Origin of the sequence: Solirubrobacter pauli (assembly GCF_003633755.1) — a bacterium.
In the GTDB taxonomy this organism is placed as follows: Bacteria; Actinomycetota; Thermoleophilia; order Solirubrobacterales; family Solirubrobacteraceae; genus Solirubrobacter; species Solirubrobacter pauli.
Map to the genome: position 1 here is coordinate 1,921,467 of NZ_RBIL01000002.1, position 22,402 is coordinate 1,943,868.

General features: G+C 70.8%; 18 protein-coding genes. 9 read left to right on the forward strand and 9 right to left on the reverse strand.

The features are described from left to right. Position 1: 1 nt before the first annotated feature. From C8N24_RS28620 to C8N24_RS28630, 3 genes are all read right to left on the reverse strand, one after another. On the reverse strand, positions 2–232 hold the full coding sequence (locus C8N24_RS28620) for a hypothetical protein (RefSeq protein WP_121256606.1): 231 nt from the start codon (positions 230–232) through the stop codon (positions 2–4). Between the two features lie 29 nt (positions 233–261). Next, positions 262–1,407, reverse strand: coding sequence for an MFS transporter (locus tag C8N24_RS28625; protein ID WP_121256610.1), 1,146 nt, complete (start codon positions 1,405–1,407; stop codon positions 262–264). A gap of 78 nt (positions 1,408–1,485) precedes the next feature. Continuing rightward, a complete protein-coding gene (locus C8N24_RS28630) occupies positions 1,486–3,681 on the reverse strand; it encodes an ATP-dependent helicase (RefSeq protein ID WP_121256613.1) in 2,196 nt (731 codons plus the stop codon). A 49-nt stretch (positions 3,682–3,730) separates the two neighbouring features. Between C8N24_RS28630 and C8N24_RS28635 the strand changes: the two genes are divergently transcribed. From C8N24_RS28635 to C8N24_RS28675, 9 genes are all read left to right on the forward strand, one after another. Further along, positions 3,731–4,612 carry a queuosine salvage family protein gene (locus tag C8N24_RS28635; RefSeq protein WP_170179489.1) on the forward strand — a complete coding sequence of 294 codons (882 nt, stop codon included), beginning with the start codon at positions 3,731–3,733 and terminating at the stop codon, positions 4,610–4,612. A gap of 111 nt (positions 4,613–4,723) precedes the next feature. Next, positions 4,724–7,162, forward strand: a complete 2,439-nt coding sequence (locus C8N24_RS28640) for an Ig-like domain-containing protein (RefSeq protein ID WP_147448030.1) — start codon at positions 4,724–4,726, stop codon at positions 7,160–7,162. Next, positions 7,162–10,254 carry a M14 family zinc carboxypeptidase gene (locus tag C8N24_RS28645; RefSeq protein WP_121256618.1) on the forward strand — a complete coding sequence of 1,031 codons (3,093 nt, stop codon included), beginning with the start codon at positions 7,162–7,164 and terminating at the stop codon, positions 10,252–10,254. The genes C8N24_RS28640 and C8N24_RS28645 overlap by 1 nt, the downstream gene beginning before the upstream one ends. A 108-nt stretch (positions 10,255–10,362) precedes the next feature. After that, the gene (locus C8N24_RS28650; protein WP_121256621.1) at positions 10,363–12,033 is read left to right on the forward strand and encodes an L-lactate permease; all 1,671 of its coding nucleotides are present in this window, start codon (positions 10,363–10,365) and stop codon (positions 12,031–12,033) included. Next, positions 12,018–13,466 carry an FAD-linked oxidase C-terminal domain-containing protein gene (locus C8N24_RS28655; protein ID WP_121256623.1) on the forward strand — a complete coding sequence of 483 codons (1,449 nt, stop codon included), beginning with the start codon at positions 12,018–12,020 and terminating at the stop codon, positions 13,464–13,466. The genes C8N24_RS28650 and C8N24_RS28655 overlap by 16 nt, the downstream gene beginning before the upstream one ends. Further along, positions 13,463–14,494, forward strand: a complete 1,032-nt coding sequence (locus C8N24_RS28660) for an FAD-binding oxidoreductase (protein ID WP_170179490.1) — start codon at positions 13,463–13,465, stop codon at positions 14,492–14,494. Before C8N24_RS28655 ends, C8N24_RS28660 begins: the two co-directional genes overlap by 4 nt. Further along, complete coding sequence (locus tag C8N24_RS28665) at positions 14,494–15,780, forward strand: (Fe-S)-binding protein (RefSeq protein ID WP_121256628.1); 1,287 nt, start codon at positions 14,494–14,496, stop codon at positions 15,778–15,780. The genes C8N24_RS28660 and C8N24_RS28665 overlap by 1 nt, the downstream gene beginning before the upstream one ends. Next, positions 15,777–17,324 (forward strand): malate synthase A, encoded by a 1,548-nt coding sequence (gene aceB / locus C8N24_RS28670; protein WP_121256630.1) that lies wholly within the window; start codon positions 15,777–15,779, stop codon positions 17,322–17,324. Before C8N24_RS28665 ends, aceB begins: the two co-directional genes overlap by 4 nt. A 39-nt stretch (positions 17,325–17,363) precedes the next feature. Further along, on the forward strand, positions 17,364–17,825 hold the full coding sequence (locus C8N24_RS28675; protein WP_121256633.1) for a hypothetical protein: 462 nt from the start codon (positions 17,364–17,366) through the stop codon (positions 17,823–17,825). Here the strand turns inward: C8N24_RS28675 and C8N24_RS28680 are convergent. From C8N24_RS28680 to C8N24_RS28705, 6 genes are all read right to left on the reverse strand, one after another. Next, positions 17,822–19,237, reverse strand: coding sequence for an RtcB family protein (locus C8N24_RS28680; protein ID WP_211340171.1), 1,416 nt, complete (start codon positions 19,235–19,237; stop codon positions 17,822–17,824). The two genes, C8N24_RS28675 and C8N24_RS28680, sit on opposite strands and share 4 nt — an antisense overlap. Positions 19,238–19,294: 57 nt before the next feature. Beyond that, entirely contained in the window at positions 19,295–20,053 is a 759-nt protein-coding gene (locus C8N24_RS28685) for a hypothetical protein (RefSeq protein ID WP_121256635.1), read from the reverse strand. Continuing rightward, the gene (locus C8N24_RS28690) at positions 20,054–20,479 is read right to left on the reverse strand and encodes an SRPBCC family protein (RefSeq protein ID WP_170179491.1); all 426 of its coding nucleotides are present in this window, start codon (positions 20,477–20,479) and stop codon (positions 20,054–20,056) included. 83 nt (positions 20,480–20,562) lie between these two features. Further along, on the reverse strand, positions 20,563–21,303 hold the full coding sequence (gene cysE, locus C8N24_RS28695) for a serine O-acetyltransferase (protein ID WP_121258096.1): 741 nt from the start codon (positions 21,301–21,303) through the stop codon (positions 20,563–20,565). 12 nt (positions 21,304–21,315) lie between these two features. Next, complete coding sequence (locus C8N24_RS28700) at positions 21,316–22,176, reverse strand: HesA/MoeB/ThiF family protein (RefSeq protein ID WP_121256640.1); 861 nt, start codon at positions 22,174–22,176, stop codon at positions 21,316–21,318. Further along, the gene (locus tag C8N24_RS28705) at positions 22,176–22,385 is read right to left on the reverse strand and encodes a sulfurtransferase TusA family protein (protein WP_211340172.1); all 210 of its coding nucleotides are present in this window, start codon (positions 22,383–22,385) and stop codon (positions 22,176–22,178) included. The genes C8N24_RS28700 and C8N24_RS28705 overlap by 1 nt, the downstream gene beginning before the upstream one ends. Positions 22,386–22,402 lie beyond the last annotated feature (17 nt).

A 22,402-nucleotide genomic window follows, 5' to 3' on the forward strand; every position in this document is an offset into this window, starting at 1 on the left:
CTCAGGCGAACGGCCGGTCTTTGCGGGCGTGCTGGTTGACGCCCGCGAAGATCATCAGCGCGAGGCCGACGACGGTGGGGATCGCGCCCAGGACGGCGATCGCCACGCCGATGCCGACGGCGTTGTGGTCCAGCAGGAGCGCCATGACGACGCCGATCACCACCAGCGGCACGCCGATCATGACGAACCGGCTTCCGCTGCCGGTCAGCTTGCGTTCGGTTCGATTGGCCATGAGCGGAGGCTTCCCGCTCACCGCGTCTCTCAAGCGGTGGCCGGCTTGCGCAGGCTCGACGTGCGCAGGATCACGAACGCCAGCAGGCAGATGGCGGACAGGACGAGGTAGGCGACCTCGTCGCCCGCCGCCTCCCCGAGGTGCGAGCCGCCGATGTCCCCCAGGCTCTGGCCGGTGGCCCAGGTGAGGTTCATGAGGCCGAACGCGAGGCCCTGCTCGAGGCCGACGTGGTCGGCGCCGTCCGAGAGCATCGCCATCGCGGGTGTCCACAGCAGGCCGATCACGGGCGAGCCGACGATGATCACGATCGCCAGCAGCAGCGCCGTGTCCGGCCACGGCAGCACGGCGAACGTCACGGTGCCGCCGACGAGGCCGGCGAGCAGCGGTGCCATCCGGCCGCGGCGGTCGCTGAAGCGGCCCGCCAGCGGGCTGACGATGGCCTCGAAGCCCGCGGCCAACAGCCATGTCGCGCCGATCGCGGCCGACGCCGCGCCGAGCTCGTCCATCCGCAGCGGGCCGAGCACGGACAGCGTGCCGAACAGCAGCCCCGGGATCGTCACGAGCAGCAGCCCGACGCGGACCTCGCCGTTGCTGAGCGCGCCGAACAGGGCGCGGAAGGAGCCGTCGCCGACCGGCTGCGCACCGGGCGTCCTGGCCGTCCACACCATCAGCCCGACGCCGACGACGCCGACACCGCAGAACACGAGCGCGTACGACGTCAGGTCCGCCGCGACGCCGAGCACGGGGCCGAACAGCGCACCCGCGATACCCGCGCCCATCGCGGTGCCGATCATCTGGCCGCGCTGCTCCTTCGGCGCCGCGCCGGCGATCCAGCCCATCGCACCGGCCCACGAGGCCGCGCCGCCGACGCCCTGCACGAAGCGGGCGGCGTCGAGCAGCACGATCGAGTCCGCGAAGGCGAAGACGACGCTCGCGCCGGTCATCAGCGCGAGGCCGACCAGGACGGTCGGCTTCACGCCCACCCGCGCGGCCATGTAGCCGCCCGGCAGGCCACCGACGAACGTGCCGATCGGGTACGCGGCGGCCAGCACGCCCGCGCCGGTCTTCGACAGCCCGTACTCCTCCGTCAGGTCGGGGAGCAGCGGGGTGATGGCCGCGTAGAACGACGTGTCCACGAGGACGACGATCGAAGCGAGGAGGAGCAGGGCACGCATGGACTCCGTCGACTCTAGGAGTGGGCCTGCCGCCCCACGAGGCGGCTAACCCCACACCGGCAGGGTTCGAACCGCGACCTACCGCTTACGGATCGGCGCCACGTCGGCCATGAGCGAGCGGTCACGCCCCTCGCCCGCGAACCGCACGACCACGATCCCGCCCGGCTGCAGCCCGGTCACGACGCCCTCGCCCAGCTGCGCGTGGACCACGTCGTCGCCGACGTTGAACAGCGCCGCGTCGTTGGTGTCCCCGCCCGCGTACTCGGCCGACGCCGCCGCGGCCTGCGACCACGAGGCCACCCGGCCCGGTGCCGGGAAGCCGCGCGAGATCCGCGCCGGCTGGTCGGTCAGCTCGCGCGGGAGCTCGTCCAGGAAGCGCGACTTGACCGCCGGGCTCGCCCCGCCGCCGTAGCCCATCCGCCGCCGCGCGTGGCTGAGCGTGAGCTGGCGCATCGCCCGCGTGAGGCCGACGTAGGCGAGCCGGCGCTCCTCCTCGATGTTGCCCTCTTCGATCGAGCGGCTGTGCGGGAACTGGCCCTCTTCCATGCCGATCATGAACACGATCGGGAACTCGAGCCCCTTCGCGTTGTGCATCGTCATCAGCGTCACGAGGCCGTCGTCCTCGCGCAGGTTGTCCGCGTCGGCGAACAGCGAGGTCTGCTGGAGGAACTCGTCCAGCGAGCCGCCGTTCTCGGCGTTCATGTCGTACTGGGAGGCGGCGGACACGAGCTCCTGGAGGTTCTCGATCCGGCCCTGGGCCTCGATCGTCCGCTCGGCGTGGAGCGCGTCCAAGTAGCCGGACTGGTGCAGGACGGCGTCGAGCAGCTGCGCGACGGGTCCGTTCTCGTCCGCCCGCTCCTTGAGCGCGGTCATCGTGTCCATGAAGCGCCCGATCGCGTTCTTGGCCGCCTTGGTCAGGCCGGGCACCTCGCCCTCGGCGGCGTCCCACACGGTGAGCCCGGTGTCGTTGGCGTAGCCGAGCACGCGCGAGAGCGACGTTTGCCCGATGCCGCGCCGCGGCGAGTTCGCGATCCGCGTGAACGCCGTCGCGTCCTGCGGGTTGACCAGGAACGTCAGATAGGCGATCGCGTCCTTGACCTCGGCGCGCTCGTAGAACTTCGGGCCGCCGATCACCTGGAAGCCGACGCCCGCACGGGTGAGCATCTCGTCCAGCACGCGCGCCTGCGCGTTCGTCCGGTAGAAGACGGCGATCTCCGACTTGGAGACGCCCTCGTCCACGAGCCGCTGGATCTCGGCCGTCACCCAGCGCGCCTCCGCGTGCTCGTCGGCCATCTCCCGCACGCGGACCGGGTCGCCCTCCCCCACGTCCGTCCACAGATGCTTGGGCATCTGCCCGCGGTTGTTGGCGATCAGCGCGTTCGCCGCGTCCAGGATCGTCTGCGTCGACCGGTAGTTCTGCTCGAGCTTGACCACGTGCGCGTCCGGATAGTCCTCCTCGAACTCGAGGATGTTCCGGATGTCCGCTGCGCGGAACGAGTAGATCGACTGCGCGTCGTCACCCACCACGGCCAGGTTGCGGTGCTCGGAGGTGAGCAGCTGCAGCCAGCGGTACTGGACGTGGTTGGTGTCCTGGTACTCGTCGACCATCACCCAGCGGAACTGGTTGGAGTAGTTGTCGCGCACGTCCTGGTGCTTCTCCAGGAGCTGGACCGAGTTGACGAGCATGTCGTCGAAGTCCATCGCGTTCATCCGCAGCAGCTCGCGGTTGTAGTCCTTGTAGATCTCGGCGACGATCTCCTCGAACGGCGAGCCGACCGTCTCCGCGTACTGCTCGGGCGAGATCAGCTTGTTCTTGGAGGTGCTGATCTGCGACTGCATCGCGCGCGGCGTGTAGCGCTTGGTGTCTATCCCGCGGTTGTCCAGGCACTGCTTCATCAGCCGGCGCTGGTCGGCGGAGTCGTAGATCGTGAACTGGCGCGTGAAGCCGAGCTTCTCGGCGTGGGCGCGGAGCATCCGGGCGCACGCCGCGTGGAAGGTCATCACCCACATCGCCCGCGTGGCGCGGCCGACGAGCAGCTCGACGCGCTCGCGCATCTCCGCGGCGGCCTTGTTGGTGAACGTGATCGCGAGGATCTCGGACGGGCGCGCCTGCTGCGTGCGCAGCAGATAGGCGATCCGGTGCGTGATCACGCGCGTCTTGCCGGAGCCGGCTCCGGCGAGGATGAGCATCGGCCCCTCGCCGTGCGTGACGGCGTCGCGCTGCGGCGGGTTGAGGCCTTCTAGGAGATCGTCGATGGCGGCGTCGGCGGGCATGATTATGGCCCCTAGGACGCTAGCGCTCCGCCCGGATAGGCTCGGCGGCTTGAGCTCCCTCACCGACGAGATCCGCGAGAAGGCGGCGCGCGTCGCCCGCAAGGCGACCCGGGTCCGCATCGAGGAAGACGCGATCGAGGCGTACGCGCGGGACCTGCCCGCGCAGTCGCCACCCGCGCCCGAGCTCGCCGACGCCGACGACGAGGCGCGCGCCGCGTTCAGCCTCCAGCTCAACGCGATCAACTTCGGCAGCGGCTGGTTCCCGACGCTCAACAAGCCGGACGGGCTGTCGGGGTTCCGCACGGTCGAGGCCGGCCTGCGAAGGCACGGGCCGTACGCGATCGAGGAGCTGCGCCGGGTCACGCCGGCCGAGATCGCCGCCACGCTGGGCCAGGCCCCCGACCACGAGCTGATGGCGCTGTTCGCGCGGGCGCTGCGCGAGCTCGGCGAGCGGGTCGGCGACTCGTTCCTCGGCTTCGCGCGCGGCGGCGACACCACCGCGATCGCCGACGAGCTCGCGAGCTGGCCGACCTGGTACGACATCTCGCCCTACGACGGCGAGGCGATCCCGTTCTTCAAGCGCGCGCAGATCGCGGCCGCCGACCTCGCCCTGGCGGGTCTGACCGACCCGGCCGGGCTGGACCGGCTGACGCTGTTCGCCGACAACCTGGTCCCGCACGTGCTGCGGATCGACGGGGTCCTCGCCTTCGACGCCGAGCTCGTCGCACGGATCGACGCCGGCACGCCGATCGAGCACGACTCGCCCGAGGAGGTCGAGATCCGGGCGGTCGCGCTGCACGCGGTCGAGCGGCTGGTCGCCGCGCACGGCGGCACGACCGCCACCGCCGTCGACCACGCGCTCTGGCACCGGGGCGCCGCTCCGGAGTACAAGGCGCACCCGCGTCATCGCTCCCGTACAACGGCGTACTAGGTGTTGAGCCGACTCAACGGGAAAATCCCCTCGGCTCACCCCGGATAAGCGAGAATCAGTCGTTGAAAGTACGCGCCTGAGGAGCGCGTGCTCTGAAGAGGGGGTTGGTTCTTGAGGTATAGGTTGCTCCCCGCGCTCGCGTGCGCGGGGATGCTGTGCGTGGCGCCCAGCGCCTACGCAGCCACACTGACGGTCGACGACGACAAGGCGGACTGCCCCGCAGCCACCTTCACGTCGATTCAGGCCGCAGTCGACGCCGCCAAGACGGGTGACACGATCACCGTCTGCGCGGGCGACTACTCCGAGGGCACCGGCGCCCCCGGCACGAACGCGGTGACGATCACGAAGAGCGTCGACATCAAGGGCGCCGGCGCTGATCTGGTCTCCATCACGCCGAAGGCGAACCCGCTGGTTCGCGGCAGCATCATCGAGGAGGGCACGCCGGACATCCGCAACGGCGTGGGTGACATCGTGGCCATCGTCGGCACCCCGACGCAGCCGCTCACGGTCAACATCTCCGGCGTCACGGTCGACGGCTACGACCCGCAGGGCCGCGAGGTCGCGGTCGAGGCGGGCATCCTGTTCCTCGACGCCAAGGGCTCGGTCATCCGCTCGCGCGTGACGAACGTCGTCACCTCCGAGGGCGACAACGCCTACACCCGTGTCGGTGGCTACCGCGGCGCGCAGCCCGGCATCGGCATCGTCCAGACTTCCAACGCGCTGCTCGCCCCCGTGGACGGCGCGCGCAAGCTGACCATCGACCGCACGCGCGTCGACAAGTACAACAAGATCGGCGTCCTGATCGACGGCTCGCAGAACGACGCGGCGCCGTTCATCCCGTCCGGCACGGTCAACTGGGGCGTCATCACCGCCAGCCAGATCGTCGGCCGCACGCAGTGCGTCAACTACGCCGGCACGGGCAACTGCGCCTCCGTCGGCCTGCTCACCACCGGCCCGCTGTTCGGCCAGGACGGCCTGCGCGTCACCAACGGCTCCTACGCCACGGTCGACAGCTCGCTGATCTCGCAGAACCTGGTCAACGGCACGGGCGCTCCGACGCGCAACGCCGCGACCAACAACGAGAACCTGACGCTCGGCGCCGGCGTCCGCTACGCGGGCGCGAAGATGACGTCGTACACCGACGCCACCGGCCTCGTCGTGCACTCGCGGATCGACCGCAGCAACATCGTCGACAACGCCTACGGCGCGCTCAACGTGCAGGCGGACGGCACGACGGCCAACGTCGGCTATCCGATCCCGATCGTCACGGGCAACCCGCGCCCCGGCTACGGCAACCTGCTGATCGCCGAGGGCAACTGGTGGGGCCTGCGCTTCAACTCCACGACCAACCCCGGTCCCGCGATCTCGCCGACCACGAACCCGCAGACGCCGGAGAACCCGGTCAACGGCGTGCCCACGGCCAACGCCACGGGCTCGACGGACCAGACGTCCAACGCGGTCGACTTCTTCCCGTACCGGAGCGGCCCGCAGTCTGACCCGACCAACGGCCAGCTGCCGGTCCTGACCGCGCCGATCCCGGTCGACGACGCCGCTCCGGCGGTCTCCCTCGCCGGCCCGGCGAGCGCCGCCCGCGGCGCCACCATCACGCTCTCGGCCGCCGCTTCCGACGACTTCGGCGTCAAGCGCGTGCGCTTCGCCGAGGGCCTGACGACGCTCGGCACCGCGACGCTCCCGCCGTACACGCAGAGCGTCACGATCCCGGCCGACGCGGCCTGCAACAGCGTCCGCACCTACAGCGCGGTCGCCATGGACTCGCTCGGCCAGACGAAGTCGGCCACGGTGCCGGTCACGGTGACGTGCTCGACCACGCCGGAGCCCACCCCGACGGCGACGCCGACGGTCACGGCCACCCCGACGGCGACGGCCACCGCCACGCCCGGCAGCACGCAGACCGTCACGGTCGGCGGCACGGTCGAGAAGGACTACGACCCGACCAAGACGGTCAACGCCGCCCAGGGCTCCGGCCCCGCGGCCGCGTTCGTCTCCTGGCCGCGCTCGATCGCGGGCAAGTCGAAGGTCGTCTTCACCGCCAGCTCCGCGGCCGGCATCAAGTCCGCCGCCGTCGTGCTCGGCAGCCGCACCCTGTGCGTCGTCACCGCCGCGCCGTTCGAGTGCTCGTTCGCGCCGAAGGGCTCGGACGTCGGCGGCCAGGCCCTGCGCCTGATCGTCACCGACAACGCCGGCGCCACCACCGAGCTCACCCGCAACGTGGTCGTGTCGCGCTTCGTCGCGTCGCTCAAGGTCACGGTCTCCAAGAAGGCCGTCAAGGGCGGCTTCAAGCGCACGCTCACCGGCAAGGTCAGCTTCCCGTCGGCCGTCACCAAGGCCCAGGCCTGCTCCGGCAAGGTCCTGCTGACGATCAAGCGCGCCGGTCGCAGCGTCATCAACCAGGAGGTCAAGCTGTCGAAGGGCTGCACGTTCTCCCGCTCGATCACGTCCAAGTCCGCGAAGCAGTCGTTCACGGCCGAGGTCAAGTTCGCCGGCAACAACGTGCTCAACGCCGTCGGCAAGAGCCGGAGGTTCTCGTGATGTCCCTGCGTAAGAGCCTCTCCGCCGTCGCGATCACGCTCGCCGCGATCGCCGCCGCCCCCGCCGCCGCACAGGCGGAGGTGGACCCCGTGGGCTGCACGCAGACCCTCGGGTACGACAACACCATCCCGACCTGGGACCAGTACTGGGCGGGCAAGAACGACCCGGATGCGGTCCTTCCGCTCGGCCAGGGCACGACGGGCGCCGGTGGCGGCGCCCCCGTCAACGGCTCCGGCGCTCCGACGCCGCGCGGCCGCAACCTCAACCGCGTCCTCCAGCAGTACTGGGGCGCGATGGTCGAGGCGACCAAGAACAACACGGGCTCCAAGCCCAAGCTGATCCAGAAGTACCTCGGCAAGTCCTACCTGGGCCGCGACTTCTCGTTCTACGTCGCCGGTACCGCGGACAACCTGTCCCGCCTCGACACGCCGGACGGCGACGCCGCGTTCTGGCGCGGGGTCCGCGCGGGCGACATCCCGACCGAGGTCGGCGTCGAAGCTGCGGGCGAGCGGCCCGCGTTCGCGTGGGTCACGGCGACCCCGCACGGCGGCGAGGCCGCCGGCGCGGAGTCGATCACGCGCTCCATGTACGAGCTGCTGGCCCGTACGGACTGCGAGAACGCGAAGCGGCTGAAGAACCTCGACGTCTTCTACCAGCCGGTCCGCAACCCGGACGGTCGTGACGCGGTCACGCGTACCTCCGCGTTCGGGTTCGACCACAACCGCGACTTCGGCACGCAGAACCAGATCGAGAACAAGTTGATGCTCCCGGAGATCAACAAGTACCCCGGTCTGTTCTTCATCGACGCGCATCAGCAGTCGAACGGGTACTTCTTCCCGCCGAACGAGGACCCCGTCCATCACGAGATCTCCTCGTTCTCGCTGAACTTCATCCAGAACGGGATCGGGCCGGCGCTGCAGCGGGCGTTCAACGACCAGTCCGCCCAGTACCAGAACTACAACTCGTACGACATGTTCACGCCGGAGTACGGCGACACGGTGCCCTCGCTGATCATGGGCGCCGCGGGCATGACGTACGAGAAGGGCAACAGCGAGGTCTACGGCAAGCAGGTCTACGACCACTACCTCGCGATCGACACGACGATCAACGTCACGTCGGACGACAAGGTCAACCTCCTCTCCAACTGGGTCCGCCAGTGGGGCGAGGCGGTCCAGCAGGGTGAGCAGTGCGCTCTGCAGCCGAACAAGCTCGTCAGCCCGCTGCACGACACGATCAAGCAGCAGCCCAAGGGCACCGTGTGCGGCTACTTCTTCAAGCCTGGCCAGCACACCGCCGACACGGCGGCGCTGCTCAAGCACCTCCAGAGCACGGGCGTGAAGGTCTTCACGCTCGACACGCCGGTGGCCGTCAACGGCTACCACGAGTTCGGCAACACGAAGGCCGGCGGCGAGCCGCAGTCGGTCAACGGCCAGACGCTGCCCGCCGGGACGTTCTACATCCCGATGGCCCAGGGCATGAAGCACTGGATCCAGGCCGTCCTCGGCGAGAACCCGTTCATCCCGTACGACTACTTCTACGACGTGGTGACCTGGAGCTACCCGCTCCAGCGTGGTCTCTCCGGCTCGGGCTTCCTGATGCAGCCGCTGTCCCCGGGCGTCAAGATGACGGCGCTCCCCACGGACGCCAACTTCGGCACCGTCCCGACGGGCGTGAACGCGGTGTACGCGTTCAACACCGACTCGGCGCGTGGCCTGGGGCTGGCGATCGACCTGCTCGACAAGGGCGTCAACGTCTACCGCGGCGCCGCGCCGTTCACCGCGGCGGGCAAGCAGTTCTACTCGGGCGCGGCGCTCGTCGACGGCGCGTCGCTGGCCGGCAGCGGGGTCAACCTGGCCACGCTGGCGCAGAAGCGCAACACCCCGGTGACGGGGCTGTCGAGCTTCCCGGTGGCCCGCAAGCAACTGGTCAAGCCGAAGATCGGCCTGTACACGAACGCGGCGACGATCCCGTCGAACCCGCTGTTCGTCTCGGGCGCGAACGTCAACGGCACGAGCGGGCACTGCGCGCTCACCAACGGTGGCGCCAGCTTCTGCGAGGCGCTGCACTCGCTGGCCGTCAAGAACGAGATCCCGCTGTCGACGCTGATCCCGGTCACGTCGACCGACATCACCGACGGCAAGCTCGTCTCGCAGGGCTTCACCGCCCTGATCAACCCGGGGTCGACGATCCCGACGACGACCACGACGGGTGGCGTCACGACGATCAACGCCACCGGTGAGGCGCTGCGCGCGTTCATCAACGGCGGCGGCAACTACGTCGGCTCCAACGCCGGCGGCGCCACGTCGGTCCGCTCGATCAACGTGACGAAGCTGAACACGATCTCGACGACGAACCTCCCCGAGCCGCTGATCACGCCGGGCGCGACGTTCGACGGCACGTACGACACGACCAACCCGGTCGCCTGGGGCTTCGACCTCGGCGGCTGGATCTACCGTGACTCCTCGGGCAACCCGGTGTTCGACACCGCCACGCTCGACGGCGCCTCGGTCGTGACCTACGGCGCCACGCCGGACGAGAAGTACGGCTACGAGTCGGGCGCGACGATCCTCACCGCCCGTCCGGCGGTCGTGGACGTGCCGTTCGGCTCCGGTCGCAGCGTCCTGATCGGGTTCAACCCGTTCTACCGCTCCTGGAAGGAGCAGGACGAGCGCCTCGTGCTCAACGCGGCGCTGTACCCGAAGGGTGCGACGATCGGCGCTCCGGCGCCGTCGCCGGAGTCGGCTGCGCCGGCCCCGTCGGCCGCCAAGGTCGAGGCCGTCGCGGCCCCGGTCGCGGAGGCCAAGTTGACCGAGACGCCGCGCGCCGCCGTGCGCCCGGCCTCCAAGGCCGACCGTGACGTTCGCATCACGGTCAAGCGCTCGCAGGCGAACAAGCTGAAGACGGCCGTCAAGGTGGCCAAGCTCAGCAAGTCCGTCAAGAGCAAGATCAAGTACACGAAGACCAAGACCACGTACACGCTCGTGGTCAAGGGCGTCCGCACGTCCGACGAGCACGGCCGCAAGGAATGGGTCTCGCGCGTCACGATGGCGCTGGACAGCCTGAAGGTGCGCCCGGTCTCGGCGCTCCTCTAGCTGGTCGGGGGACGTCCCGGGGCTCGCGCGGCGAGCCCCGGGGCGTGCCGTCCCTTCCACCTGGGTAGGGGTTCCTCGCCAGGAACCGCGCGCGGGAGGAGAGACGGCGTGTACAAGCAGGTGCTGGACCCGGTCGGCGACTCGCTGTTCGCGAGTGCGCTGGTGGCGATGATCCCCCTCGCCACGCTGTTCATCCTGCTCGGCGGCCTGAAGCTACGTGCCCACATCGCCGGCCTCGCCGCGCTCGCGGTGTCGATGGTCATCGCGATCGTCGTGTGGGGCATGCCGTTCGGCACGACGGTCGCCGCGGCGACCGAGGGAGCGGCGTTCGGCCTGTTCCCGATCATGTGGATCGTCTGGAACGCGATCTGGATCTACAACATGACCGTCGACACCGGGCACTTCGCGGTGCTGCGCCGGTCGTTCGCGACCATCTCCGACGATCAGCGCATCCAAGCGGTGATCATCGCGTTCTGCTTCGGCGCGCTGCTCGAGGCGCTGGCGGGCTTCGGCACGCCGGTCGCGATCACCGCCGTGATGCTGATCGCGGTCGGCTTCAAGCCGATGAAGGCGGCCGCCGTCGCGCTGGTGGCCAACACCGCGCCGGTCGCGTTCGGGGCGATCGCGATCCCGATCGTCACGCTCGCCGGCCTCACGGACATCCCGAAGGAGGACCTGGGCGCGATGGTCGGGCGCCAGACGCCGCTGCTGGCGCTGTTCGTCCCGCTGATCCTCGTCGGCATGGTCGACGGCGCGCGCGGCGTGCGCGCGGTGTGGCCGGCGGCCTTGGTCGGTGGCGTCACCTTCGCCGTCGGCCAGTTCGTGTGCTCGAACTACATCTCGGTCGAGCTGACCGACATCTTCGCCTCGCTCCTCTCGGTGGCCGCGATGGTCGGCTTCCTGCGCGTGTGGCAGCCGGGCGACCCGCTCCTGGTCGAGAACGAGGGCGGCGGCCGGCCGGCGATCGCGGGCGCGGCCGCGCACGACGCGGCCCACGAGGCCACGGTGCGCCGCCGCGAGGGCCACGGCAAGGACTCCCCCCGCGAGGTCTTCGAGGCCTACGCGCCCTACCTGATCATCATCGTCATCTTCGCGCTCGCCCAGGTCGGCCCGATCAAGGACTTCCTGGCCAACGGCGCCCACAAGTTCACGTGGCCGGGCCTCGGCGAGGTCACCAACGCCGACGGTGAGCCGCCGAGCGCCGTCACCTACAACTTCAACTGGCTGCCGGCCGCCGGCACGCTGCTGCTGATCTGCGGCCTGATCACGATGGCGGTGCTGCGCATCTCCCCCGGCCGTGCGCTCCGCTCCTACGTTGCCACGCTCAACCAGCTCAAGTGGGCCACGCTGACGGTGGCCGCCGTGCTCGGGCTGGCGTACGTGATGAACATCTCGGCGCAGACGCTCAGCATCGGCACGTGGATCGCCGGCGCGGGCGGGGTGCTGGCGTTCCTGTCGCCGATCATCGGCTGGCTCGGGGTGGCCGTGACCGGCTCGGACACGTCGTCGAACTCGCTGTTCGGCGTGCTGCAGGTCACCGCCGCCAAGGAGGCGGGGCTCGACCAGACGCTGTTGGCGGCGGCGAACTCCTCGGGCGGCGTTCTTGGCAAGATGATCTCGCCGCAGAACCTCGCGATCGGCGCCGCCGCGGTCGGCCTCGACGGCGAGGAAGGTGAGCTGTTCCGACGGGTGTTCGGTTGGAGCGTCGCCCTGCTGCTCGTCATGTGCGTGCTCGTATATCTGCAATCCACGGCGGTGTTGTCATGGATGGTCGTGTAGTCGAGGAGTTGAGCCGGATCGTCGGGGCCGAATGGCTCTATACGGCCGAGCATCAGCTGCGCACCTATGAGTCCGACGGTCTGCTGCAGTACCAGGGCACGCCCGCGTGCGCGGTGTTGCCGAGCACGGCGGAGGAGGTGCAGGCGGTCGTGCGGCTGTGCGCCCGCGAGCAGATCCCCTGGGTCGCGCGCGGCGCGGGCTCCGGGCTGTCCGGTGGCGCGTTGCCCGTCAAGGACGGCGTGCTGGTCGTGCTCACGCGGATGAAGCGGATCCTGGAGATCGACCTCGACAACGGACGCGTGTGCGTCGAGCCGGGCGTGACCAACGCGAACGTCAGCGCGGCCGTCGGCCCGGGCTTCTTCTATCCCCCGGACCCGTCGTCGCAGATCGTCTGCTCGATCGGCGGCAACGTGGCCGAGAACTCCGGCGGGGCGCACTGCTTCAAGTACGGGTTCACGACCAACTACGTGACCGGGCTCGAGCTGGTGCTCGGGGACGGTGAGCTGGTGCAGATCGGCGGCTACGAGCTGGACTCGCCGGGCTACGACCTGCTCGGCGCGTTCGTCGGCAGCGAGGGCACGCTCGGCGTGGCGACCAAGATCTGGCTGCGCGTCGTGCCGTCGCCGGAGACGGTGAAGACGCTCGTGGCCTTCTTCGACTCCACGCACGCGGCCGGCGAGGCGGTGTCGCAGATCGTGCAGGGCGGGGTCGTGCCCGGGGCGATCGAGATGATGGACGCGAAGGCGATCGAGGCCTCGGAGATGATGGCCAACGCCGGCTATCCGGTCGGCCGTGCCGCGGCGCTGCTCGTGGAGCTCGACGGCGCCGAGCAGGAGTGCGAGGCGCGCTTCGACGAAGTGGTCTCGATCTGCGAGCAGTGCGGCTCCGACGACGTGCGCGTCGCGCGCGACGAGGCCGAGCGCCAGCTGTTCTGGAAGACGCGCAAGGCCGCGTTCCCGGCCATGGGCCGCATCTCTCCCAACTACTTCGTGCAGGACGGCGTGATCCCGCGCACCAAGCTGCCGGAGGTGCTCGAGCGGATCGAGCAGCTCGGCGAGGAGTACGGGCTGATCGTGGCCAACGTCTTCCACGCCGGCGACGGCAACCTGCATCCGCTGGTCTGCTACGACGGCCGTGTGGAGGGAGAGGCCGACCGCGCCGAGGAGCTGAGCGGGCTCATCCTCGAGGCCTGCCTCGACGCCGGCGGGTCGATCACCGGCGAGCACGGGGTCGGCGTCGACAAGAAGAAGCACATGCCGAAGATGTTCGCCGAGGAGGACCTGGACGCGTTCCAGCGCCTGCGCTGCGCGTTCGACCCCGACGGGCTCGCGAACCCGGGCAAGGTGATGCCGACGCCGCGGCTGTGCGGCGAGGTGCCGGGTCCGTACCGCGTGCATCCCCTGGAAGCGGCCGGGCTGGCGGAGCGGTTTTGAGGCCGGCGACCCTGCAGGAGGCGGCCGCGCTGCTGAAGGCGCAGCAGGCCCCGATCCGGCCGATCGGCGGCGGGACGAAGCCGTGGATCGTCTCGCGCGACGAGGCCGTCCTGGAGACGGGCGGGCTGGACCGGATCCTCGAGCACAACGTCGGCGACTTCACCGCGGTGCTGGAGGCCGGCGTGCCGTTCGCCGACGCGCAGCGGACGTTCGCCGAGCACGGCCAGCGGCTGGCCTGGGATCCGCCCGATCCAGGCGGGGCCACGATCGGCGGCATCGTCGCGACGGCCGACTCCGGCCCGTTGCGGCACCGCTACGGCGGCGTCCGTGACCTCGTGGTCGGGATCAACGTCGTGCTCAGCGACGGGACGATCGCCAAGGCCGGCGGCAAGGTGATCAAGAACGTCGCGGGCTACGACCTGGCCAAGCTGTTCGCGGGCTCGCACGGCACGCTCGGCCTGATCGGCTCCGTGGCGGTGCGACTGCACCCGCTGCCCGATCGGACCGCGACGGTCGCGATCGAGCGCGACGACCCCGACGAGCTGCTGGCCGTGGTGCTCGAGCACGCGCGCCGGCCGCTCGAAGCCGACCGCTTCGACGTCACCTGGCAGGACGGACGTGGGCGCATGCTGCTCGAGTTCAGCGGCGCGTCGGCGCACCAGCAGGCCGAGCGCGTGGGCACGGTGAGCGACGTCGACTGGGACGACGTGCGCGCCCTGCAACGCGGCACGGTCGTCGTGAAGGTGTCCGGCCGCCCGACCGACCTGCCGGACGTGATCCGCGCGGCGTCGGCGCACGGCGGGACCGTCGTGTCGCGCGCGGCGCTCGGGCTGTCCTGGATCGCGCTGCCGGACGCCACCGGCGTCGCGGCGGTCCGCCAGGCGCTCTCGCCGCGGCACTGCGCCGTCCTCGACGGCATCAACGAGGTGCCCGAGGCGGCGCCCGGACAGGCGGTCATGGAACGGTTGAAGGCACGCTTCGACCCGGCGCGGATCTTCCGCCCGGGCAGCTTCGTAGGAGGGATCTGATGAGCGAGGTGGGACACGCCACCGGCGCCACCGAAGGCGCGCCGCGTGAGCCACGCAACGCCTGGGACCCGGAGCGGCCCGCGCCGGAGATGGACCTGATCCGCGACTGCGTGCACTGCGGGTTCTGCCTGCCGACGTGCCCCAGCTACGCGGTGTTCGAGGAGGAGATGGACTCGCCGCGCGGGCGGATCCTCCTCATGCGGGTGGGGCACGAGGAGGGCGAGGAGATCTCGCCGGAGATGGCCACGCACTTCGACCGCTGCCTGGGCTGCATGGCCTGCGTGACCGCGTGCCCGTCGGGCGTGCAGTACGACAAGCTGATCGAGCGCGTCCGGCCGCAGGTCGAGCACTCGGAGGCGCGCTCGTGGCAGGAGCGCGCGTACCGGCGGCTCATCTTCGCGCTCTTCACGCACCCGGGGCGGCTGCGGGCGCTCGTCCCCGGCTCGGCGATCGCGCCTCGTCTTGCGCCGCTGATGCCGTCCGAGCGGCTGCGCTCGATGCTCTCGCTGGCCCCGCCCGCGCCGCCGTCCGCGATCGTCCGGCGCCTGCCGAAGGTGCGTGGGACCAAGGCGCCGGTCAAGCGCGGGACGGTCGCGTTCATGCAGGGTTGCATCCAGCGCGTGTTCTTCGGCGACGTCAACCAGGCCACGATCAACGTGCTCTCGGCCGAGGGCTGGGAGGTCCACTCCCCCCGCTCTCCGCGCTGCTGCGGCGCGCTGCCGATGCACGCGGGCGTCGACGAGGAGGCGATCCCGCTCGCGGAGGCGACGATCGCCGCCTACGAGGGCTTCGACAAGATCGTCACCAACGTCGCCGGCTGCGGCTCGGTGATGAAGGACTACGGGCACATCCTCGGCACCGACCGCGCGCGGGAGTTCTCCGCCAAGGTGATCGACGTGCACGAGCTGCTCACGTCCGAGGAGCCGCAGGCCGTGCGCAAGCCGATCGCGCTGCGCGCCGCCTACCACGACGCCTGCCACCTCGCGCACGCCCAGGGCGTGCGGATCCCGCCGCGCGAGCTGCTGCGCGGCATCCCCGGCCTCGAGCTGCTCGAGCCGCAGGAGTGGGAGCTGTGCTGCGGCTCGGCCGGCATCTACAACCTGCTCCAGCCCGAGGCCGCCGCCAAGCTCGGCGAGCGCAAGGCCCGCAACCTCAAGGCGACCGGCGCGGAGGCGATCGCGGCCGCGAACCCCGGCTGCGCGCTGCAGATCGCCAAGCACCTGGAGCTCCCGATCTACCACCCGATGACCCTGCTGGACATGTCCCTCCGAGGAGTGAAGCCGTGAGCCACGTGAAGGCCGCCGCGCCCCCGACCGATGCCGCCGCCCAGATCCTGACCGACGAGGCGATCGCCTTCGTCGGCGAGCTGCAGGAGCGGTTCGGCGCGCGGCGCGCCGAGCTGCTGGCGGCCCGCAAGCAGCGCGGCAAGCCGTCCGGCTTCCTGGACGAGACGCGCGAGATCCGCGAGGGCGACTGGCAGGTGCCGCCGCCTCGGCCCGACTACGAGGACCGGCGCGCGGAGATCACCGGCCCGACCGACCGCAAGCTCGTCATCAACGCGCTCAACAGCGGCGCCAAGGGCTTCATGGCCGACTTCGAGGACGCGAACTCGCCGACCTGGCAGAACCAGGTCGAGGGCCATCTGAACCTGATCGACGCGATCGAGGGCACGATCACGTACGACAGCGCCGACGGCAAGCACTACGAGCTGATCGAGAACCCGGCGACCCTGCTCGTGCGCCCGCGCGGCTGGCACCTGCCGGAGAAGCACCTGACGCTCGACGGCGAGCCGGTGGCCGGCGCGCTCATGGACTTCGGGCTGTACGCGTTCCACTCGGGCCATCGGCTCGCGGCGCGCGACAAGGGGCTCTACCTCTACCTGCCGAAGATGGAGCACCACGAGGAGGCGGCGCTCTGGAACGACGTCTTCACCTTCACGCGTGAGTCGCTCGGCCTCCCGGCCGGCCTGATCCGCGCGACCGTGCTGATCGAGACGCTGCCCGCCGCGTTCCAGATGGCGGAGATCATCCACGCGCTCGGCGAGCACTCCTACGGCCTCAACGCGGGCCGCTGGGACTACATCTTCTCGATGATCAAGGTCTTCCGCGACGACCCGGACTTCGTGCTCCCGGACCGCAACGACGTGAAGATGACCGTGCCCTTCATGAAGGCCTACACCGAGCTGCTGGTCAAGACCTGCCACGAGCACGGCGCCTTCGCGATGGGTGGCATGGCGGCGCTGATCCCCTCCCGCAAGGACGAGGCGGCCAACCAGCGCGCGATCGAGGCGGTCAAGGCCGACAAGGAGCGCGAGGCCAAGGCGGGCTTCGACGGCACCTGGGTCGCCCACCCCGACGTCGTCCAGACCGCGCTCGACGCGTTCGACGAGGTGCTCGGCAACCGCCCGAACCAGATCGACAAGCAGCGCTACGACGTCGAGGTGACCGCCGACCAGCTGCTCGACGCCGGCTCCACGCCCGGCGAGATCACCGAGGAAGGCCTGCGCTCGGACGTCAACGTCGGCTTCCAGTACATCTCGTTCTGGCTCGGCGGCCGCGGCGCCGCCGGCATCAACAACCTGATGGAGGACGCCGCCACCGCCGAGATCTCCCGCTCCCAGATCTGGCAGTGGGTCAAGCACGGCAAGTTCGACCGCGACCACGTGCGCAAGGTCCTCGACGAGGAGATGGAGAAGATCCGCGCCGAGGTGGGCGACGAGACCTGGCAGAAGGGCCGCCCCGAGGAGACCAAGAGGATCTTCGAGCAGGTCGCGCTGAGCGACGAGTTCCCCGACTTCCTGACCCTCCCGGCCTACGAGTACATCGACTAGGAGACCGCGCCGATCGTTGCCATCCGGTACGCATACGGGATGGCAACGATCCACTTCACCACGCAGACGACGGTGACGCCGGAGCAGTTCACCGCCGCCGTCACCGACTTCGGCCCTGGGCGCTCGCAGATCTTCGGCAACACCGACGACGGCCAGCTGAAGGTGCACGACCAGGGCGCCGACTGGGCCGACGTCACCGAGGGCAAGGGCCCGGCCTGGGAGCGTCTGCGGTACGACTGGTCGGACCCGAACCGCATCCGCATGACGACCACCGACTCGAACACGTGGGGTGGCGCGTCGTCGCACACGTACACGTTCCAGCAGCGGGCCGACGGCACCACCGGCATCGACGTCGTCGTCGTGCGTGAGGGCAAGAACCTCAAGGGCCGGCTGATCGGGGCCATGCTCGGCGTGATCGGCAAGCGCTTCTTCAGCGGCCAGTTCGAGAAGACGGTCAAGGCTGTCGAGGCGCGGACCGCCACGACCACCTCCCCGGCCTAGTCCTCCGGGCGCTCGCCGGCGTCCGCCATGCGGACGATCCGGGGGTCGAACCGGCCGATCACGTCGACCAGGTCGGTCTGGGCGGCCATCACCGCCTCGATGTCCTTGTAGGCGAACGGGTTCTCGTCGATGCCGGCCGAGAGCAGCTCCACGCCGCGCTCCTCGAGCACCGGGCGGACCATCTGCCAGTTGAACTGCTGCGTGGCCGCCTTGCGGCTCATCCGGCGGCCGGCGCCGTGCGAGGCGGAGTCGATGCTCTCCGGGCGGCCCTTGCCGCGCACGACGAACCCGGGCGCGGCCATCGAGCCCGGGATCACGCCGAGCTCGCCCTCGGCCGCCGGCGTCGCGCCCTTGCGGTGCACGACGACCTCGCGTCCGTCGCGCTCGGAGGTCCACGCGTAGTTGTGGTGGTTCTCGACGCCCGCCAGCACCTCGGCCTTCAGGTGCCCGACGACCCGCTCGTGGATGACCGCGTGGCACGCCGAGGCGTACTCGCCCATCAGCCGCATCAGCTCCAGGTACTCGCGGCCCGAGTCGTGGTCGAGGTCCAGCCACGACAGGTACGAGAGCTCCTTCGGCAGCTCCGGGCGCAGCTCACGCGCGAGCTTGGAGTAGTGCCCGGCGATCTGCGCGCCCGCGCCGCGGCTGCCCGAGTGCGAGAGCAACGCGACGTAGCGCCCGGCCTCCAGGCCCAGGTCGGCCTCCGGCAACGTGAGCAGCCCGAACTCGACGAAGTGGTTGCCCGAGCCGGACGTGCCGAGCTGCTCCCGCGCGCGATCGCGCAGGCGCGTGGCCAGCGGCGTCAGCGTCCAGCGGTCGTCGTCCATCGCCTCGTGGTCGGCGCGATTGCGCAGCTTCGCGCCGGTCCCGAACTGCGTCTGCTTGAGCAGCGCCTGCTTGAGCTGCTCACGGGTCCCGGGAGCGTCGAGCCCGTCCGGGTCCACGTCGAGCACCGACAGCTTCATGCGGCAGGCGATGTCCACGCCGACGGCGTACGGGATCACGGTGCCCTCGGTCTCGAGCACGCCACCGATCGGCAGCCCGTAGCCACGGTGGGCGTCCGGCATCAGCGCGCCGCGCGTCGCGCTCGGCAGCCGCAGCGAGTTGCGCATCTGCTCCAGCGCGCCGGGATCGGCGTCGCCGCAGTAGTTCACGTACGGGGCGGGAGCATCGCGCTCGACGAACCGGCGGGCAGCCTCACGCGCGTCCTCGACGAGGCGCTGCGCGAGCGGCGCGAAGTCGGGATCGTCGAGGGACCGGTCAGGTGCGGCCGCGATCTCGGCCAGCCGCTGCAGCGCGACGTCGCGCCCCAGGTGCTTGACGGCCTTCGGGATGCAGCTCAGCGCCACGCCCATCGCCGGGCCGTCCGGAATCCCGGCGGCCCGGATGTCTCCACCACGGATCTTGCTCACACCGGCCAAGATAAAGGCCCTGGGCCTTCATCTTCGCCGACTGAACGGGTTCGAGCCCTAGCGGCCCGCGATGCGCTCGCGCGCGGTGGCGATGGCCGCGAGGCCCTCGTCGAGCGCGCGGTTCGCGCCCGCCTCGTCCCCCTGGCGGTTGAGGTCGTTCGCGCGGGTGTAGGCCGCAAGGGCGCGGTCGTAGTCGCGGCGGCCGGCCTCGCCGAGGGTGACGTCGAGCTCGAGCGCGCGGATCTGGTCGCCGAGGCGGACGAAGTCGTTCGTCTGGTTGATCTCGCCGACCTCGGAGCGGCCGTCGTTGCGGGCCGCGCGGTCGCGGCGACGGGAGACGATCAGCAGCACGCCGCCCGCGAGCACGCCGACGAGCACGATGCCGACGATCACGCCCGCGATCGTGCTGCCCGCGCCGCCGCCGGACTCGGACTCGTCGATGAACTGGGTCAGCGCGGCCTGCAGGTCGTCGGGATGGTCGGCGCGCGCCGCGATGCCAGGCCCGGCCGGGATGGTGCGGACCTCGTCGCCCGCGACGAGCGCGTAGCGGCCCTTCTCCCCCACCGCCTGCCGCAGCTCGCCCAGCGTGCGGCCGGCGCTGCCCTCGACGGCGCTCGCCGGCAGGACGGCGACGTAGACCCTCTGGTCGCCGATCGCCTGGCGCAGCGCGCCGGCGTCGACCTGGCCGGCGAGCTCGGCGCCCGGCGCCACGTAGACGGGGTCGCTGCGGAGTGCGCTCGCGGCCTCGCTCACGCTCTGCGCGGCGGCGGAGGCCGGGAAGGCGAGGACGGCGAGCAGTGCCACGAGGATGCGCATCTAGCCCTCCAGCAGCGTCTTGAGGCGCTCGAGGTCGGCCTTGAGCTTGGTCTCGAGCCGGCCCTGGACGATCGGGATCAGCATCTTGGCCGTGAAGCCGCTGGCCTTGGCCTCCATCGTCTGGGTGAGCCGCGTACCGGCGTCACCGCCGTCGAGGACGTACGCGCTCTCGACCTTCACGCCGTTGGTCTCGAACGCCGTCGCGGCGCCCCGCGGCGGGTCGTACTGCACGATCTCCATGGCGAGGGCGAGGCCGCCGGCGAGCGTCAGCTTCTGCGTGACGGTCGTGCCGGTGCCGAGCGGCCCGTCGACGTCATAGCGCTCCAGGTCGGACGTCCACTGCGGGACCTTGTCCTCCTCCAGCAACCAGGGGAAGACCTCGGACGGCGGCTTGGAGACGTCGATCGAATGCGAGAATGAGGGCACGAAGCCCAGAGTATCCGCGAAGCGATGCTCAAAACCGCGATGGGCACGCGCCGGCGAAGCCGGCCGCGCACATGCAGCGTCGGTCACCCGCCCGCGGGGCTCGGGCCACGCGCCGGGCGCAACGGCACGACCGCCGCCACCTTCCCGGGGTCCTCGCCGCGCAGCGTCGCGACCTCGCGCTCGAGGTCGGCGATCCGCGCCGCCATCTGCTTGAGCGCGTCGGCGATCGGGTCCGGCAGGTGCACCCAGTCGGCGTCCGGCCCCTCGGGCTTGCGCCCTTCCACGCGCACGGGATGCCCCGGGTTGCCGACGACGGTCGAGTTCGGCGGCGCGTCGTGGATGACCACCGTGTTGGCGCCGATCTTCGCCCCGTGCCCGATCGTGATCGGGCCCAGGAGCTTCGCCCCGGAGCCGATCGTCACGTTGTCCTGCACCGTCGGGTGGCGCTTACCGGTCTCGAAGCCGGTGCCGCCGAGCGTCACGCCCTGGTAGAGCGTGACGTTGTCGCCGACCTCGGCGGTCTCGCCGATCACGACGCCGATGCCGTGATCGATGAACATGCCGTCGCCGATCTTCGCCCGCGGGTGGATCTCGATCCCGGTCAGCGCGCGCGAGAAGTAGGCGATCGCGCGCGGCGCCACCGGCACCTCCGCCGTGACGAGCGCGTGCGCGACGCGGTGCATCAGCAGCGCGTGCAGGCCGGGCCACTGCGTGAGGATCTCGGCGGTCGAGACCTGCGCGGCCGCGGGGTCGCGCTCGCGGACCGCCCTGATGTCGCGCCGCAGCTCCCCGGAGACCCGGCGGATCGTGCTCAGACCCAGCATCCGCGCCACACCCTACCCGCCACAGTCCGCGCAGTCGGTGCGCCGCTGCACATGCACGCGGGTGAACTCGAGCGTGGCGAGGTCGACGCTGAGGAAGTAGTCGAGCAGCGGCGGCTGCGCGCCCGACAGCAGCTTGATCGCCTCCAGCGCCTGCAGGGAGCCGAGCGTGCCCGCCACCGGGCCGAGGATGCCGGCCTCGGCGCACGACCGCGCGTCCTCGGGCTCGACCGGGAACGCGCAGCGATAACACGCGGTCGCGCGCGGGAGGATCGTCATCACGAGCCCGCTCCAGCCGACCGCGCCGCCCTCGATCAGGTCGATCCCCGCGTCGCAGCAGGCCCGGTTGACGGCGTACCGCGTCTCGAACGAGTCCGAGCAGTCGATCACGAGGTCCTGGCCCTCGACGAGCCCCGCCGCGTTCGTCTCGTCCAGGCGCACCTGGTAGGGCTCGATCAGCACGTCCGGGTTCAGGAAGCGCAGCTTGGCGGCGGCCGACTCGACCTTGGGGACGCCCAGGTCCGGCGTGAAGTGCAAGGGCTGGCGGTGCAGGTTGGAGACCTCGACCACGTCGGAGTCGACCAGCCCGATCCGGCCGACGCCCGCACCCGCGAGGTACTGCGCGACCGGCGTGCCGAGCGCGCCCGCGCCCACGACCAGCACGGACGCGTCGCGCAACAGGATCTGCTCGCGCTCGCCCCACTCGGGCAGCACGAGCTGGCGCGAGTAGCGCTCGACCTCGGCCTCCGACAGCAGCGGTTGCGAGACGGGCGCGGCGGCCGGCCGCTCCTCCTTCATCGCCTCCTGGGCGCTGATCGCCGCCCGCGCGGCCGACTGGAACGCCCCGCGCAGGAAGTTGCGTCGCGAGTTGTCCATCACGCGGCCCGCACGATCGTGATCCGCGTGCCGGCGCCGTCCACCGCGTGCCCCGCCTCGCGCGCGGAGCGCGGGACGTTCGTCTCCGCCTCGCCCGCCGGCAGCGTCACCTCGAGCGTCTCACCCGCCGCGAGCCGCTCCAGCTCGAGCTTCGTGCGCACCCACGTCATCGGGCAGCGCAGCGTGCTGACGTCCAGGGTGTGGGCCACGTCGGCTACGGTAGCGG

Bases quoted from the DNA above. Each gene is read 5' to 3' on its own strand.
- C8N24_RS28700 (WP_121256640.1), bottom strand. From the start codon at position 22,176: ATGGACAACTCGCGACGCAACTTCCTGCGCGGGGCGTTCCAGTCGGCC.
- C8N24_RS28665 (WP_121256628.1), top strand. From the start codon at position 14,494: ATGAGCGAGGTGGGACACGCCACCGGCGCCACCGAAGGCGCGCCGCGT.
- C8N24_RS28655 (WP_121256623.1), top strand. From the start codon at position 12,018: ATGGATGGTCGTGTAGTCGAGGAGTTGAGCCGGATCGTCGGGGCCGAA.
- cysE (WP_121258096.1), bottom strand. From the start codon at position 21,303: ATGCTGGGTCTGAGCACGATCCGCCGGGTCTCCGGGGAGCTGCGGCGC.
- C8N24_RS28685 (WP_121256635.1), bottom strand. From the start codon at position 20,053: ATGCGCATCCTCGTGGCACTGCTCGCCGTCCTCGCCTTCCCGGCCTCC.
- C8N24_RS28620 (WP_121256606.1), bottom strand. From the start codon at position 232: ATGGCCAATCGAACCGAACGCAAGCTGACCGGCAGCGGAAGCCGGTTC.
- C8N24_RS28625 (WP_121256610.1), bottom strand. From the start codon at position 1,407: ATGCGTGCCCTGCTCCTCCTCGCTTCGATCGTCGTCCTCGTGGACACG.
- C8N24_RS28675 (WP_121256633.1), top strand. From the start codon at position 17,364: ATGGCAACGATCCACTTCACCACGCAGACGACGGTGACGCCGGAGCAG.
- C8N24_RS28630 (WP_121256613.1), bottom strand. From the start codon at position 3,681: ATGCCCGCCGACGCCGCCATCGACGATCTCCTAGAAGGCCTCAACCCG.
- C8N24_RS28645 (WP_121256618.1), top strand. From the start codon at position 7,162: ATGTCCCTGCGTAAGAGCCTCTCCGCCGTCGCGATCACGCTCGCCGCG.